10 protein-coding genes are annotated in these 14802 nt (G+C 59.2%); 8 read left to right on the top strand and 2 right to left on the bottom strand.

Annotated elements, in window-relative coordinates; all coding sequences use genetic code 11:
- Positions 1-54 precede the first annotated feature (54 nt).
- The gene (recA, locus tag RDV48_27960) at positions 55-1110 is read right to left on the bottom strand and encodes a recombinase RecA (protein MDQ7826670.1); all 1056 of its coding nucleotides are present in this window, start codon (positions 1108-1110) and stop codon (positions 55-57) included.
- Between the two features lie 256 nt (positions 1111-1366).
- Here recA and RDV48_27955 point away from each other — a divergent pair, with 256 nt between their 5' ends.
- Both RDV48_27955 and RDV48_27950 read left to right on the top strand, forming a co-directional pair.
- Positions 1367-3880: a VIT domain-containing protein gene (locus RDV48_27955; protein ID MDQ7826669.1), complete on the top strand. Its 2514-nt coding sequence runs from the start codon at positions 1367-1369 to the stop codon at positions 3878-3880.
- A 197-nt stretch (positions 3881-4077) separates the two neighbouring features.
- Complete coding sequence (locus RDV48_27950) at positions 4078-5964, top strand: metallophosphoesterase family protein (protein ID MDQ7826668.1); 1887 nt, start codon at positions 4078-4080, stop codon at positions 5962-5964.
- A gap of 14 nt (positions 5965-5978) precedes the next feature.
- On the opposite strand, the gene RDV48_27945 is transcribed toward RDV48_27950, so the two are convergent.
- Positions 5979-7655: a hypothetical protein gene (locus RDV48_27945; protein ID MDQ7826667.1), complete on the bottom strand. Its 1677-nt coding sequence runs from the start codon at positions 7653-7655 to the stop codon at positions 5979-5981.
- Positions 7656-7834: 179 nt separating this feature from the next.
- Here RDV48_27945 and RDV48_27940 point away from each other — a divergent pair, with 179 nt between their 5' ends.
- The 6 genes from RDV48_27940 to RDV48_27915 all read left to right on the top strand — a co-directional run bounded on the left by RDV48_27940 (position 7835) and on the right by RDV48_27915 (position 14751).
- Positions 7835-8965, top strand: coding sequence for a glycosyltransferase family 4 protein (locus RDV48_27940; GenBank protein ID MDQ7826666.1), 1131 nt, complete (start codon positions 7835-7837; stop codon positions 8963-8965).
- Between the two features lie 6 nt (positions 8966-8971).
- Positions 8972-9868 (top strand): RimK family alpha-L-glutamate ligase, encoded by an 897-nt coding sequence (locus RDV48_27935; protein MDQ7826665.1) that lies wholly within the window; start codon positions 8972-8974, stop codon positions 9866-9868.
- Between the two features lie 93 nt (positions 9869-9961).
- A complete protein-coding gene (locus RDV48_27930; GenBank protein ID MDQ7826664.1) occupies positions 9962-11128 on the top strand; it encodes a BMP family ABC transporter substrate-binding protein in 1167 nt (388 codons plus the stop codon).
- Between the two features lie 12 nt (positions 11129-11140).
- The gene (locus RDV48_27925; GenBank protein MDQ7826663.1) at positions 11141-12670 is read left to right on the top strand and encodes an ABC transporter ATP-binding protein; all 1530 of its coding nucleotides are present in this window, start codon (positions 11141-11143) and stop codon (positions 12668-12670) included.
- A 39-nt stretch (positions 12671-12709) separates the two neighbouring features.
- Positions 12710-13768: an ABC transporter permease gene (locus RDV48_27920; GenBank protein MDQ7826662.1), complete on the top strand. Its 1059-nt coding sequence runs from the start codon at positions 12710-12712 to the stop codon at positions 13766-13768.
- Positions 13769-13770: 2 nt separating this feature from the next.
- Positions 13771-14751, top strand: coding sequence for an ABC transporter permease (locus tag RDV48_27915; GenBank protein ID MDQ7826661.1), 981 nt, complete (start codon positions 13771-13773; stop codon positions 14749-14751).
- The last annotated feature ends 51 nt before the right edge of the window (positions 14752-14802 follow it).

The following is a 14802-nucleotide window of genomic DNA, read 5'->3' as shown; positions in this document are numbered from 1 at the left end:
GCGTTCAGGGGAAAAAAAGAGGCCAGGCAGGTTCGGCGCTGCCTGGCCCGGTTGCTAAGCCGCGTCTTCTTCCGCAGATAAATCCTCTTCCTCCACAAACTCCACTGCCCCGAAGGTCTTCTCCCTTATGAGGGCAAGGATATCCTCCTGGACCTTGGGATTATCCTCAAGGAATCTCCTGGCGTTTTCAATACCCTGGCCCAGGCGCACCTCCCTGAAGGAGAGCCACGATCCCGATTTCTCCACTACCCCCGCGGTGATGGCCTCCTGGAGCACCGAGGCGTCGCGGGAGAAGCCCGATCCAAAGTAAAGCTCGAGCTCGCACTCTTTGAAGGGCGGCGCCACTTTGTTCTTCTTCACGCTCACCTTGCAGCGGTGGCCTATTGTCTCGCCTGTCTTGCCGTCCTTGATGGATTCCTTCTTTCTCACGTCAAGGCGGATCGACGAGTAGAACTTGAGGGCCCTCCCGCCGGGTGTCACCTCGTTTGACCCGAACATGACGCCTACCTTTTCCCTTATCTGGTTGATGAAAATCACGATGGTGCCCGACACGTTGATCTGTGCCGTCATCCTCCTGAGGGCCTGGGACATCATCCTTGCCTGGTTGGCCACATGGGCGTCGCCTATTTCACCCTCGATCTCCGCCTTGGGGGTGAGGGCCGCCACGGAGTCAATGACGATGATGTCCACGGAATGGCTCCTGATGAGCTCATCGGCGATGAAGAGTGCCTGCTCGCCATAATCGGGCTGCGAGATGAAGAGGCTGTCGAGGTCCACGCCGAGCCTGGTGGCATACTGGGGGTCCAGGGCATGCTCTGCGTCGATGAAAACGGCGTTGCCCCCCTCCTTCTGCACGGCAGCGAGTATTTCCAGGGCCAGGGTGCTCTTGCCGGAGCCCTCGGGACCGAAGACCTCGATGACCCTCCCCCTTGGGACGCCGCCTACGCCAAGGGCCACGTCAAGCCCTATGAAGCCCGTGGGGATGCTGTTCGCGTCCACCCGCCTCACGTCGTTGAGCTTCATCAGCGATCCCTTCCCGCACTGTTTCTCAATGGCCTGGAGCGCCCGCTCAAAGGCCTTCTGCTTGTCAAGAACTTCTACTTTTGCCATACTGCTCATCTCCTTTTCTTTTTCTTCTTTCATTGTAGAATCTCTCACTGACACCTGTATGTCAGTGCCTCCCATGGAATATCTTGTGGCTCCTATTTTTTCCCCTCCCATATATGCCCTCCCGGTGCTTTCACCTCTCCATTATAAAGGAAGGATATGAACAGCATTTTAAAAAGAGTTTGCCGGGGAGGAATAATTTGTTACATTTTCATACTATAAGAAATAAAGAGTACATCATACATGAAAGGAGCAGAACATGGAGATGAAAGTGAGGTCACTGGTGATTCTGCTTGCGTTCCTGGCAGCCCTTTCGGCCTCGTGGGCCTGGGCTGGCAATGACGTGACGGAAGGCACCCTGAAGATCATAGACAAGCAGGGGAAGACCAAGGCGCTCTGCCCCCTCAGGCACACGGCAGTGAAGGCAGACATCACGGGCTTCATGGCCCGTGTGAAGGTGACGCAGCAGTTTCACAACCCGAGCAAGGAAAAAATCGAGGCCGTGTATGTCTTTCCGCTGCCTTCCCGGGCTGCAGTCGATGACATGGTGATGCACGTGGGGAAGCGCACCATAAAGGGCGACATCAAGAAGCGCGAGGAGGCCAAGAAAATCTACGAGGCGGCGAAGAAGCAGGGCCATGTGGCATCCCTTCTCGAGCAGGAGCGCCCCAACATCTTCACCCAGTCCGTAGCCAACATCATGCCCGGCGAAGCCGTCAATATAGAGATAAGCTACGTGGAGTACCTGAGCTACCAGGACGGCATTTACGAGTTCGTCTTTCCCATGGTGGTAGGTCCCCGCTACATTCCCGGCAGGGCCACGGGAGCCCAGGGGACGGGGTGGGCGTCTGATACCAATGATGTCCCCGATGCCTCGCGCATCACGCCCCCGGTGACGCCGAAAGGCACCAGGGCAGGCCATGACATTGAAGTCTCCCTGTCGATTGACGCCGGCGTCCCCATAAGGAAAATCCGCTCGGTGCTCCACAGGGTTCACACGGTGCAGCAGGAAGGAAGCTCCAGGGCACAGGTGACCCTTGATCAGCTTGACAACATTCCCAACAAGGACTTCATACTCCAGTATGAGACGGCGGGAAAGTCCATCGAGGACGCCTGCCTTACCCATGCCTCCAAGGCACGCGGAGGATTCTTCTCCCTCATCGTCCAGCCTCCCCTCAGGCCTGAAAAAGCGCAGATCACGCCCAAGGAGATGATCTTTGTCATCGACTCTTCAGGCTCCCAGATGGGGTGGCCCATTGAGAAGGCCAAGGAGACCATGAAGTACTGCATCGAGAACATGAACGACGGCGACACCTTCAACCTCATGGCTTTCTCCAACAACGTGGTGAAGCTCTTTGACGCCCCGCAGCCCAACTCAAAGAAAAACCGCGAGGAAGCCCTGGACTTCCTCGCCCACCGCCTCGGAGGCGGCGGCACCGAGATGCTCCCCGCCATGATGGCGGCCCTCGAGCCAAAGCCGGACCCTGAAAAGCTCAGGATCGTCTGCTTCATGACCGACGGCTACGTGGGAAATGACATGCAGATAATCGACGCTGTCAAGAAGAACATCGGCAAGGCCCGCCTCTTCTCCTTCGGCGTCGGGAACAGCGTAAACCGCTACCTGCTGGACAAGATGGCAGAGATGGGCCGCGGCGAGGCGGAATACGTGACGCTCAACCGCCATGGCGACGAGGTGGCCGAGGCCTTCCAGCAGAAGATAGGCACGCCCATCCTCACCGACATCTCCATCGACTGGGGGAACCTCCCCGTCAGGGAGATCTTCCCGAAATACCACCCCGACCTCTTCAGCGGCAAGCCCCTGGTCTTCACCGGGCGGTATTCAGGCGCCTCCAAGGGCGATATCACCCTGAAAGGCTTCATCGCGGGGAAGCCCCATGCCCGGAAGATCGCCGTCACGCTCCCGGGGAGCGAGGCAGGGCATGAAGTCCTTGCGAGCCTCTGGGCCCGGACATGTGTCGAGTACCTTATGGACCAGGATCTCCTCAATATCCAGCAAAACAGGCCCAACCCCAAAATCAAGAATGAGATTACGAAGCTGGGCCTGGATTACCGCATCATGACGCAGTATACCTCCTTCGTGGCTGTCGAGGAGAAAGTAGTCACCGAGGGCGGAGTTCCTAAAACGGTGGTCGTGCCGGTAGAGATGCCCGACGGCGTGAGCTACGAGGGAGTCTTCGGCGAGGAGAAGTCCAAGGCCGATAAGGGCGCGATGAAAATGCGGGCTTACAATGCCCCTTCCTCGATGGCAGGACCGGCAGGCTCAGGCAGCGGCGCAGCGAGGATGAACAAGATGGCAATGCCCTCACAGGGCTATCTCTCAGGGGATGAGAGCCGTTACACGCCTCCTGCGAAGAAGCCTGAAGAGAAGCTTGCCTCCTCCCTCAAGGACATAGCCTCGAAGGTAAAGGCAGGCGGCGGGACCTACGTGACGGCCCAGGTGGAAGTGCGCGGGGGGAAAATCCCTCTCATCGTGACGGTGACCCACCTTTCAAAGAAAGTGCTTGCGGACCTCAAAGCCGCGGGGCTTAAAATAGCCACATATTCAGCAGGGCAGAAGGTGGTCACAGGGACGCTCCCCGTGGAAAAGCTCGATGACCTGGCAAAGCTTCCCGCTGTGGAAAAGATTGAGCCCCTGACGGGCGGAAGGAAGATAAGCTTCCTTCCAATGACTCATTTCATGGGAATTCTGGCATACGCTCTGGCGGACGATCCTGTCCCGCCGGAGCGGGGCTGGTGCAGCCAGCTGTTCTAAGGCCTTTACAGGGCGGTCTGTTTCCGATAGGGCCCGGGGTATCCCGGGCTTTTTTTTTCAAGCGGCAATTCCCCGCCTCGCGGAAGCCTGAGACCAGGCTCCGGTATCGCCTCAAAAGGAGAATGGGGGCGGGGGAAGAAAATGAAGAGGTACCCAAGGCGTGCCGTCCCGCGGCACAAGAAAGAGAAGGTGGAAGTATGAACTCTGTAAAAGGCCGCTGTGCTCTCCTTATTCTCGCCGCGCTCCTCTTGGGAGTCTGCTCCCCTGGCGCCGTTGCCGCAGTACCGGACTCATGGAAGAAGACAAAGATGAGAGAATCTCTCTATGCCAGCCTCCCGCGCTTCGTGTTCGACGGCAAGGGGGCCGTGCGCCTCGCCTTCTCGACGAGAGTGCCCGCACCTCCCGCCTGCGTGCATGTGGGGATTATTCTTCCGGGTGACAAGCTCTCCATCCCCGTCTTCAGGAAAACCTTCAAGGAGCGCATTGGAGAGCCGGGGAGCCTCGCAAGGGACCACTCCATCGCCGTCAATTTCGGCGCGATGAAGAATTATGTCGATCAGGGAGCGCTCCGCGGCGAAGGACTGGATTTTCATTACCGCGTGGAGGTATGGAACCCCGTGGATCTGGGCGTATCCTTCTACGAGGGGAGACAGCGGGTCCGCGAGGAGCAGGGCCTTTTCAAGCCCATGCCCACCCTCACCGAAGGCCCTTTTGTGGACATGGTGACCCATAGTTCTGCCACCATCGGGTGGAAAACTGACGTGCCCACGAGGGGCGAGGTCCTCGTGGGGCAGAAATCGGTGGCGCAGAATGAGCCCTCCTGCGCGCACGAGGTGACGGTCACCGGCCTCTCCCCCGATACCCATTATCACTATGAAGTGAAGGTCCAGAACGACACCTGCTCATACCGGTATCCCCGGTATTCCTTTGACACGGCGCCCCTTCCCGGCACCGGAAAGAAATTCCGCTTCGCCTTCATGTCCGACAGCAGGGCCTCGGAAGGAGGGGGGCAGGAGGATTTCCTGGGCTTCTCCAAGCCCGATCTCCAGAACTTTTTCATGCAGTGCTACCAGCAGAGGGCAAAGATGATATTCTTCGGGGGGGATCTCGTGGACGGCTATGTCTCCGAGGCCAGGGACCTGCAGCAGCAGCTCAACCAGTGGAAGCTCACCATTGAGTTCGTGGGGCACCGCATCCCTGTCTATGAGCTCATCGGCAACCACGAGTTCGTGGGTGACGCGTGGCTTGTGGAAAAACAGGGAAAGACCCGGGAGTATTACCGCTACAAGGAGGGAAATGACGGCACCGAGGCCGTCATTGCAAGGGAGTTCGCCAACCCCGGGGAGAGCTTCCCGCCGCCGGAAATAATCAAGGGAGCAAAGGGTCCTTCCTACGAGGAGAGCGTCTTCAGCCTGGACTACGCCAACTGCCATTTCGCCTGCCTCAACAGCAACTATGCCAGTGCGGGCGTCAGAGACACCTATGACGGGGATATGTTCGCCGAGGCTCTCACCGTGCTGGGGGGCAACAGGGTCGGCTACCTCATGGAAAACCAGCTCAGGTGGCTCGAAGAGGACCTGAAAAAAGCCAGGGAGCGGAAGATGGAGCATCTCTTCGTGATGCTCCATGAGCCTCCCTTCCCCAACGGGGGCCACGCCGACAGCGCCATGTTCTGGGGCAAGAAGCAGGGGGGCACTTGGAAGGGCCTCAATGACAGGACACAGCCCATGGGAGACGTGCTGGCCATGAGAAGCCGGTTTCTCTCGATTCTCTCAAAATACCGCGTACTTGCACTCTTTACAGGTCATGAGCATAATTATTCCAGGATGGTAATTGACAAATCGCTTGATCCCGCGGTGGAAAACCCCATGTGGCAGATTTTGAGCGGTGACGTGGGGGCTCCCTATTACTTCCAGCAGAAGGATCTCCCCTGGAGCGGCAAGGTGAAAGCCTTCAGCTCCGAGCTCAACTGCTGCATCATTGAAGTGGAGGGGCCAATGGTGTTCCTGAAGGTCATCTCGCCCACCGGCGAGCTGCTGGATGAGGTACAGGACATGAAGGGCGAGCTGAAGGGGCAGCCGTAAAAAGCTGCAGGGGCTTATCCCTGCCTCGGATTATCCCCCTTATCGGCAAGATCGCGGACCTTCACCTCGTCTGCTGCCACACCGAGGTGCTCCCCCTCCTCGGGGAAGGGCTCCCTGCTCTCAGGCGTGAAGGAGAGCACGAGGAACATAAGGGCAAGGATGGCGTAGGCCAGGGCGAACTGGTAGGGAACCTGCTGGGCGATGCCGGAGAGATTCCATGGGGCATACATGCCCCCGTCTGGCGACGAGGAGTGGATGATGCCGAAGAAGGCCAGGATCGCCAGGATCGAGAGGTACACCGAGCTCAGCCTCAGGCGCCTGTCGATAAGCTCCGCGAGGAAGCCTCCCCAGAGCATTGCCGTAAGGATGAAGCCGTTGCCGAGGGCTACCGTGACGAGCACTTCGGGGAGAGTCTTTCCCTGAGTCTGCATGAGCTCCTGGAACCGTTCTATGGGCACGATGTCGGGCGTACCGAACTTTATGGCAAGGAGCCTCGCCACCGTGGGGAAATAAGCAAAGGCCACGGCGGGAGCATGGCGGGCGGGGCAGGCAAGGAAGGCCTGCACCATGATATCGAGGGCCACAAATATCAGGATTGGCGCCAGGACCGCCCTTGGAATCAATTCCACGAAAAAGGAGATATAACCCAGGATCCCCCCGAGCCCTATGAAAAGCCCCGTGAGAAGCGTGTAACCGGCGCGGGCTCCCATCCCCTTGTAAGCCGGCTGGCCGATGTAGGGCGTTGACTGCGCCACGCCCCCGCAGATGCCTGCGATAAGGGTGGCGATGGCCTCGGTGAGGAGGATGTTTCTCGTATTGAAGTCGTCACCGGCAACGCGGGCACTCTCGGTCACGTTGATGCCGCCCACGACGGTGAGGATGGCGAAGGGAAGGGCGATGGGGAGGTACTTAAGGGCTTCCATGAAGCCATTCAGGAACAGGATCGACGGCGTGGGAAAGCCGAAATGAAGCTCGGCAACGGGAGGCTTGTACTGGAGGCCCCCCAGGGAGCCGGTACTTCCCAGGACGTGATAGAGCACCGTGCCGATGACAATGGCGGCAAGGACACCGGGGAAGTTTCCGGGGAGCCTTATCTTTGCCACGAGGGTGTAGAGGATTATGCCCAGGGAGATGAGGCCCACGACGGGGAGGCCGAAGATGTCTATGAGGGGCACGAGGCCTATGAGGGCGAGCCCTATGCCTGCCAGGGAGCCCAGGAGGCCTGCCTGGGGGACTATCTTCTGGATCCATCTCCCGCAGAAGGACATGATGAGCTTGAATACGCCGATGAGGACCATGGTGGCCATCCCGATGTACCATGTCATATAGGCCGCGTCATTGGGCGAGTATCCTTTCTGCTTCAGGGCGATGAAAGCAGGGCCCAGCACCACGAGGGCCACGCCGATAGTCGAGGGGGTGTCAAGCCCGAGGGGCATGGCAGTCACATTGGGGTTCCCGCTCTTTTTCGCGAGCTGGAAGGCCATCCAGGTATAGACCAGGTCGCCGAAGAGCACGCCGAAGGCCGTGCCGGGGAACATGTGCTTGTACACGATCTCGGCGGGGTACTGGAAGGCGAAGATGAGGATGCCGGCCAGGAACGAAAGGACTGTCATGTTGTCGAACATGAGGCCGAAAAACCCGTTGATGTCACCTATGACAAACCACTTGTACTGCTCTTCCTTCTGTTTCATCAGTGCCACACTCCCGGCGAAAATTTTCCCAAGTTCCTGAGAACTTTTCGACGCCCCCGCCTTTCTCCCTTCTTCAGGAAGGCGTCCCCCGGCCATGCCTCTTTCGGTCTCTGAAAGGTGAAAGGAGCTTGCGGGGGGAACATGGATGCGGGGCTCACCATGCACAGAGGGAAGGGCAGATGGCCAGATTCCTCCAGATCAACGATTTTGCCGGGAGCCAGGGAGGCGCGGAGCTCCACATGGCTCTGCTCTCAGAACTCCTTGAGGCAAAAGGGCACGAGGTAATCCTTTTTCCTGTCAGGGAGCTTTACCGCAAGCTCTCAACAAAGGGCCTCAGGGAGAAGCTTGAGGGGATTCTTTCTTCTCCGGGTATCGACGTGGCTCACGTGCACATGCTTGACCACCCCTTTCTGCACCTTCTGGAGGCCCTTTACGCCCGCGGCGTGCCGATTATCCAGACCCTTCACGATCACCGCCCCATATGCCCGGCGGGGTCGCTCTTCAGGAAGGGGAAGCTCTGCCCGCGCTGCAAGGGCGGCGCTTTTTACCAGGCCGGCTTCTCGGCCTGTGTGAATATGCCTCTCGCGCTCAGCCTGTGGGCACGATTGACGATCATGGGGCAGTCGCCCTACGGGTGCGTGGCAAAATTCATCGCCCCGAGCAGGGCTCTCATCGATACTTACAGGAAATGGGGATTTTACTACCCCATGGTCCACCTTGCGAATTTTCTGGATATGCCTTCCTATGAGCCTTATTACCGGGACGACTCACGGAAGGTGGCCTATTTCGGCCGCCTCTCGCCGGTAAAGGGCATCAATACGCTGATGGAGGCCGTGAAGGGCCTTCCCGTGGAACTGCACATCATCGGGCGCGGCGAGCTTGAGGGAGCCCTTGAGAGGAAAATAAGAAGTGGAGGTTTTGATAACGTGGTGCTCCGGGGCTACCTATCCGGTGACAGGCTGAGAGAGGCAGTCAATGAAGCCTTCTGCGTGGTGGTGCCGTCGGAGTGCGTCGAAAACCTGCCTTACGCCGTCATGGAGGCCTTTGCCCTGGGCAAGCCGGTCATAGGGACCATGATGGGCGGTATCCCGGAGCTTGTCGAGGACGGCACGCGGGGCTTTCTCTTCCCTGCCGGCGATACCGCGGCGCTGAGGGAGAAGATCGAGATCCTCTTCAGGGACCGAGATAAGGCCCTCGCCATGGGTCATCAGGCGCGGCAGTTCGCCGAGGAGTCCTTTTCCCCCGACCGCTATTACCATGCTTTCATGGAGCTGGTGAAAGGAGTGCTGAGGGTGCCCGGGGTGCCCTGATAGAGGATGAGAATCGCTTTTTTTGCAAAGGACTGCAGCAGTTATACGGTAAAGAGGCTTGCCGAGGAGGCCGTCATGGAGGGCCATGAGGTTGCCTGCCATAATCCCCTCCAGGTGGCCATCGGTCCTGACAGCCTTCTTTCAGGAGGCGCAAGGCTCTCAGGCTGTGACATGGCTTTTGTCCGCACCTCAGTCCATGCTGCCGAAAGGGAGTTTATCCTCGCGGTGGCAAGGCACCTTGAGCTTGGCGGGGTCCCTGTCATCAATCCCCCCGGGGCCATTGAGCGCTCAAGCAACAAGTTCACCACTTTCCAGGTGCTCAAAGGGATCGGAGTGCCCGTGGTGCCCTCAGTCGCCCTCCGGTCAGGCGAGGAGGCAGGCGCCGTAATTGAAGCCCTGGGCGGCTTCCCCCTGGTGGTGAAGCTGTTTTATGGCTCCCGCGGCATGGGCGTGACTTATGCCACCTCCCAGGATATGCTGGTGTCCCTTATTGACTCTTACCGGGCCCTCGGCGTGAACGTGCTTGTCTCTCCCTTTCTCGGGGAACCCAGGGGAAGGTGCCTCAGGGTGCTCTGCGCGGGAGGCGAGGTCATCGCGGCGGTGCACATGGCGTCAAAGCCCGGTGATTTCAGGAGCAACGCGGCGCGGGGAGGGGTTATTGCGGGGAAAGAGGAAACGGAGCAATGCGGCGGGCTCGCGATGAGGGCCCTGAGCTCGCTGGGGCTTCTTGCGGGAAGCGCCGATCTGCTCGCTGACCGGGGCAGGCTCATGGTCCTTGAAGTGAACTCATCACCGGGGATAGAAAGCCTTGAAAGGGCTCTCGGGTGCTCCATTGCAGGCCCCATGCTCAAGGCCCTCATTGAGGCGCTTGCCAGGGACGGCAGGCTTCCCGGGGGACGGTGAAAGAGGTTTCTTCGGAAAACCAAAGAATACATGAGCCGTGGAGCAAGGGGCTTCGGTGACGGCACTGCCCCGAAAAAGAAAGAGGTGGGTGGTATGAAGCGGATTTTCGTGATGCTTGCGGGGCTCATGCTGGCGCTTTTGATAAGCGGGTGCCCCAAGGAAGGGGGGAAAAGCGGCGAGGAGCCCGGGATGAAAGTGGGCTTCGTCTATATAGGGCCGGTGGGCGATGCGGGCTGGACCCTTTCTCATGATAAAGGCCGGAAGTACCTCGAGGAGCAGCTCACTTCGGTGAAGACCACCTACGTGGAAAACGTGGCGGAATCATCGGATGCCGAGCGCTTTATCACCAACCTTGCCATGCAGGGCAACAAGGTGATTTTCACCACCAGTTACGGCTATATGGATGCCACGCTGAACGTGGCGAAGAAGTTCCCCCAGGTGGTGTTCATGCACTGCTCAGGCTACAAAACGGCGCCGAATGTGGGAACTTACTTCGGGCGGATGTACCAGGCCCGTTACCTGAGCGGCATAGTGGCGGGAAAGATGACAAAGAGCAATATCATCGGCTACGTGGCTGCGAACCCCATTCCCGAGGTGGTGAGGGGTATCAACGCCTTCACCCTCGGCGTGAGAAAGGTGAATCCCAAGGCCAAGGTGAAAGTGGTGTGGACCCACGTATGGTATGATCCTCCTGCAGAGCGCGAGGCCGCAGAGAGCCTGCTTGATTTCAAGGCCGACGTGATTGCCCAGCACCAGGACACCTATGCTCCCCAGCAGGCCGCCCAGGAGCGCGGCAAGTTCAGCATAGGCTACAACACCGACATGGCCACCTTTGCGCCGAAGGCCCATCTCACGGCGCCCGTCTGGAACTGGGGCCCCTATTATGCGAAAGTGGTGAAATCGGTCCAGGACGGCACGTGGAAGAGCGGGTCCTACTGGGGCGGCATGGAGGAGGGGATCGTGGGGCTCGCTCCCTTCGGCCCCATGGTGCCCAGGGAGGTCCAGGATCTTGTCAAGGCTGAAAGGGAAAAGATAGAGGCGGCGGCAACGGATAAGGCAAAACCCGGGGAGCCCGCTGACTGCATTTTCTCCGGCCCTCTCAAGGACAACACGGGCACTCTCAGGGTAAAGAAGGGGGAAAAGCTCACCGATGACCAGCTTCTCAAGATTGACTGGTTTGTCGAGGGCGTCGAGGGCAAGGTGGAAACGGGGCAGCGCCTCTTTGAGCAGGTGCCCCAGGCGAGTATGAGTCTCAGGTAGGCCGGGAAATCGATGGAAACAGACAGCTCTCTTCTTCTCATGAAAGGCATCACAAAGCGATTTCCCGGCATTGTAGCCAATGATGACGTCACCTTTGAGCTGAGAGCAGGCGAGATCCATGCCCTGCTGGGCGAAAACGGCGCGGGGAAGAGCACCTTGATGAGCATCCTTTCGGGGCTTTACTTCCCCGACAAGGGAGAGATCCTCATGGCGGGAAAGCCCGTGAGCTTCCGCTCTCCCGGCGAGAGCCTCCGCCACGGCATTGCAATGATATACCAGCACTTCATGCTCGTGGAGTCCCACACGGTCTGCGAAAATATCATACTTGGAAGGCGTGAGACGGGGATTCATCTCCCGATGGCCCGGCTTGAAGGGAAGATCGAGGAGCTTTCCCTGAAGTACCGTCTTGCCGTGAGCCCCCGGTCGTTGATCTGGCAGCTTTCCGTGGGCGAGCAGCAGCGGGTGGAGATTCTGAAGGCCCTTTACCGTGATGCAAAGATCCTCGTCATGGACGAGCCTACGGCAGTCCTCACGCCCCAGGAGACCCGGGAGCTCTTCACCACCCTCAGGCTTCTCGCCGGGCAGGGCCATGCCATAGTGTTCATCTCCCACAAGCTCGAGGAGGTGATGGCTCTCTCTTCACGCGTCACGGTAATGAAAGCGGGGAGGGTCGAAGGGACGGTGAACACGGCGGAGACGACCGCCGAGGGCCTTGCCCGGATGATGGTGGGGCGCGATGTGAAGCTCAGCCGCTTTCCCTCGGAGCCGCCCGGCCTTTCTGAAGCCCTCGTGGTGAAAGATCTCCATGTAAGGAACGAGCGGGGTCTTCCTGCCCTCAGGGGGGTGAGCTTCACCATCCAGAAGGGGGAGATCGTGGGCATCGCCGGTGTGGCGGGAAACGGGCAGAAAGAGCTCTCCGAGGCGCTCAACGGCCTCAGGCCCATTGAAAAAGGCACCATCACCCTTTTGGGCAAGGAGGTCGCCCGCAGGAGCCCCAGGGAGCACTACCGCGAAGGCATGGCCTTTATCCCGGCCGACAGGCTTGCCATGGGCCTTGTGCCCACTCTCCCCGTGGACGATAACTTCGCGCTGAGGGAATATGACAGGCCTCCCTTTTCCAGGGGACCTTTCATTGACAGCGGGGAAATCGGGAAGGCGGCGAAAAGAGCCGTGGCCGAGTACGGGATAAAGGTCCCGAAAGAGCATTACCCTGTGAAGCTCATGTCGGGCGGGAACCTCCAGAAGCTCCTCTTCTCCAGGGAGCTTCACGGCGGCCCGAAAGTTCTCGTGGCGGTCCATCCCACGCGTGGACTTGACATCGGCGCAGTGGAGTTTGTCCATGAGAAGCTCCGCGGGGAGCGCCAGGCCGGGACGGCAATACTGCTCATCTCTGAGGATCTGGAGGAGCTTCTTCTGCTTTCCGACAGGATAGCCGTCATCTATGAGGGAAAGATTACGGGAATTGTAGAGGCCGGGACCGCCAGCATCGAAGAGCTGGGCCTCATGATGAGCGGGTCTCTCAGGAGGGAGCCCGGCGACTAGGCCGGGAAGACAGGCAGTACGACAGGTAAAGGAAGTGCCATGACCATAAGGCTTGTGAAAAGGGAGAACCCGGAGTGGTGGATGCCTGCAGCGGTATTTCTCGTTTCTCTTCTCGCTGCCCTCCTCATTGCGGGAGTACTTATGGCTTTCATGGGAGTCTCTCCCCTCAGGGCATACAAGGAGATGATAATCGGCGCCTTCGGCACCCCATACGGCCTCTCAGAAACGCTTGTGAAGGCTATTCCCCTTATGATGATGGGCCTTGGAGTGGGCCTGGCTTTTCGCATGGTGCTCTGGAACATCGGCGCCGAGGGGCAGTACTGCCTGGGGGCCATCTGTGCCGCAGGGCTCGCTCTTGCTTTTCCTGCGCTCCCCGCAATGGTGATGATCCCTCTCATGATAGCCATGGGCTTCCTGGGAGGAGCCCTGTGGGGCCTTGTACCCGGCGCCCTGAGGGCCTACCTGGGCACCAGCGAGATCGTGACGTCGCTCATGCTTAATTACGTGGGGATTTATTTCCTGGAATACCTTGTTTACGGCCCCTGGAAAGATCCCAGGGGCTACCAGTTTCCCATGACCGCCATCCTGCCCGAGACGACCTTTCTTCCCCAGTTCGGCATCACCCGCGTTCATGCCGGTATTGTGATTGCCCTGTTCATGGTGGCGCTCTTCTGGGTGATCATGAAAAAGACAAAGTGGGGCTACGAGGTGAGGGTTACCGGCGAGAATCCGGGAGCGGCCCGGTACTGCGGAATCAAGGTGGAGCGGAATATCCTCCTTGTGATGCTGGTGAGCGGCGGCCTCGCGGGGCTTGCAGGTATGTGCGAGCTCTCAGGGGTGCAGCACCGCCTCCAGCATGGCTTTGCGCTCGGTTACGGCTACACGGCCATAATCATCGCCTGGCTTGCCAGGCTGAATCCTCTCTCCATCATCCTCGTATCGGTGCTCTTTGCAGGGCTCATGACAAGCGGCGACCTGCTGCAGATGAACCTCGGCGCCGGCGCCGGCCTTGAGGGCGTCATCCAGGGAATCATCCTCTTTTTCATTCTGGCAGGCGGTCTTTTCTGCGAATACAGGATAGTGACAGGTAAGGAGTGACCATGGACTTGCACACCACCCTTCTTGTGGCCATACTTGCGGCGGCGGTACGGGCAGGCACGCCCATACTGCTCGCGACCCTCGGCGAGATCATAGCGGAGCGCGCCGGCATGCTCAACCTCGGGCTGGAAGGCATGATGCTCGTGGGGGCCCTGTCAGGTTTTGCCACTTACCAGCGCGCCGCCGCTATATGCGGTATCCCGGTGGCATGCGAGCCCAGCGGGAAACTTCTCATTGTGGCTCTTCTCGCGGCGATGGCAGCCGCGGCTCTGCTGGCCCTGGTCCATGGGCTGGTGACCATCACGTGCCGTGCCAACCAGGTGGTGAGCGGCCTCGCCGTCACCATTTTCGGCGCCGGCATCACGGGCTTTGCAGGAGATGCATTCGTGGGCCTTCCTGCAAAAGGATTTCCCGTCGTGCCTGTTCCGCTCCTCTCAAAAATCCCCGTCCTGGGGCCTGCCTTTTTCCAGCACAATGTGCTGGTCTACTTCTCATATCTGCTTGTGCCCCTTGTGTGGTTTTTTCTTTTCAGGACACGGTGGGGCCTGGAGCTCCGCTCCGCAGGCGAGAGCCCAAGGACCGCCGACGTGATGGGCATTAACGTGACGGCGGTGAGATTCGCCGCACTCCTGGTGGGAGGGCTCTTCGCGGGGCTTGCCGGCGCCTCCATCTCCCTGGCCTACACGCCGGGCTGGACGGAGATGATGACGGGGGGAAGGGGCTGGATTGCCGTGGCAATCGTCATCTTTTCAGGGTGGAATCCCCTGAGGGCGGCGGCGGGCGCCTACCTCTTCGGAGGCATCAGCGGCATCCAGATGAGGATCCAGGCGGCGGGCACCCATATCCCCGCCAACGTGCTGATGATGTTCCCCTACCTGTTCACCATTCTTGTCCTTGTCATCGCCTCGTCAGGCCCCCTCAAAAGGTTCTCACAGGCCCCGAAGGGACTGGGTCTCCCCTATATAAGAGAGGAAAGAGAATAGAAAAAGGGAATCATGAAGAAGGGGTCCAGGGAGATGGATATACAGGAAGCG

The organism is Candidatus Eremiobacterota bacterium, from assembly GCA_031082125.1.
Lineage (GTDB): Bacteria > Vulcanimicrobiota > CADAWZ01 > CADAWZ01 > Ess09-12 > Ess09-12.
The sequence above is the reverse complement of the archived record's forward strand: the minus strand, read 5'-3'. Positions and strand labels throughout refer to the sequence as shown.

Excerpts from the sequence above, each read along its gene's own strand:
- RDV48_27930 (MDQ7826664.1), top strand. The coding sequence starts at position 9,962 with ATGAAGCGGATTTTCGTGATGCTTGCGGGGCTCATGCTGGCGCTTTTG.
- RDV48_27950 (MDQ7826668.1), top strand. The coding sequence starts at position 4,078 with ATGAACTCTGTAAAAGGCCGCTGTGCTCTCCTTATTCTCGCCGCGCTC.
- RDV48_27920 (MDQ7826662.1), top strand. The coding sequence starts at position 12,710 with ATGACCATAAGGCTTGTGAAAAGGGAGAACCCGGAGTGGTGGATGCCT.
- RDV48_27940 (MDQ7826666.1), top strand. The coding sequence starts at position 7,835 with ATGGCCAGATTCCTCCAGATCAACGATTTTGCCGGGAGCCAGGGAGGC.
- RDV48_27945 (MDQ7826667.1), bottom strand. The coding sequence starts at position 7,655 with ATGAAACAGAAGGAAGAGCAGTACAAGTGGTTTGTCATAGGTGACATC.
- RDV48_27955 (MDQ7826669.1), top strand. The coding sequence starts at position 1,367 with ATGGAGATGAAAGTGAGGTCACTGGTGATTCTGCTTGCGTTCCTGGCA.
- RDV48_27915 (MDQ7826661.1), top strand. The coding sequence starts at position 13,771 with ATGGACTTGCACACCACCCTTCTTGTGGCCATACTTGCGGCGGCGGTA.
- RDV48_27935 (MDQ7826665.1), top strand. The coding sequence starts at position 8,972 with ATGAGAATCGCTTTTTTTGCAAAGGACTGCAGCAGTTATACGGTAAAG.
- recA (MDQ7826670.1), bottom strand. The coding sequence starts at position 1,110 with ATGGCAAAAGTAGAAGTTCTTGACAAGCAGAAGGCCTTTGAGCGGGCG.
- RDV48_27925 (MDQ7826663.1), top strand. The coding sequence starts at position 11,141 with ATGGAAACAGACAGCTCTCTTCTTCTCATGAAAGGCATCACAAAGCGA.